The sequence below is a fragment of the Xanthovirga aplysinae genome (assembly GCF_009711365.1).
Classification (GTDB): domain Bacteria; phylum Bacteroidota; class Bacteroidia; order Cytophagales; family Cyclobacteriaceae; genus Xanthovirga; species Xanthovirga aplysinae.
Genome location: NZ_SMMB01000281.1, coordinates 1 through 978 on the forward strand (window position 1 = coordinate 1; position 978 = coordinate 978).

Genomic DNA, 978 nt, shown 5'->3' on the forward strand with positions numbered 1-978 from the left:
TATGTTCGTGGAAATTCACGCTTCGCTAGAGAAACGGGAGGAGCGAATTATATTGAATTTGGGAGTTATGAAAGCGTGAATAAGATCACCTCCGATGATGAGGGGACCAACCAGAAGGATTTTGTAATAGAAGTAGTAAGCCCCGATGATTCATACCAAGGAACCAACTGGAACCGTTCTTTTTCGATTGCCACAGGACGTAAGGGTTCCCTGGCAAGAAGGTTATTAATCACTGGGGAAACAGGTTTCGTAGGCATAGGATCAGGAGTACCTTCTGAAAAATTAGACGTCCAAGGAAACCTTAAGGCCAGTGGCACTGCAATCTTTGGTAACAGGATTTCTGCCTATGATCTCAAATTTAGTAGTAATGAAAGTGCTGTTTATGATAACAAAGGGAATGTTAAACCTCCTGAACTTGAGAACCTTGGATCTACTTTCTGGCATATTGCCAATGATGAAGGAGAACATACCATTAGAAGTTATTTCCAAAAAAGCCATAGGGAATATCCATTACTTTTAAAAAGCACAGAGATTGATGGAAACCTCAAAGCATCCGGATCTGCTGAATTTGAGGGGTACTTAAATGCAGAAAATGCCTCTTTTGGTCGGACAACCATCAGTAATCGCCTCTACATTCAGTCGACCGGCCTGGGTGAAACCCTAAGAATACTGGGCCCCACAGAAGGAAATGAAAATAATAATGTCATTGGTTTCTATGAAAGCAACGGAGAAGTGCGTCAAGGATTTATCGGCTTTAACACCAAAACCAATACTTCCATGGCCCTTTCCAATAATGTGGGGGATTTATTTTTCTGGGCTAATGGGGTCAACATGGCTTCCATTTCGGATACAGGATTAAGCATAAATGGTAACTTGGAAACCTCAGGTTCAGCTGAACTAGATGGGTCTTTAGCTGTTAATACCGCATTAAAAGAAGGCCTGGCCTTGTATGTTCGTGGAAATTCACGCTTCGCCAGA

General features: G+C 42.1%; 1 protein-coding gene. It reads left to right on the forward strand.

The features are described from left to right. Nucleotides 1-978 (forward strand): hypothetical protein (locus E1171_RS23335; RefSeq protein ID WP_187696133.1); only part of this gene is annotated, 978 nt, incomplete at both ends.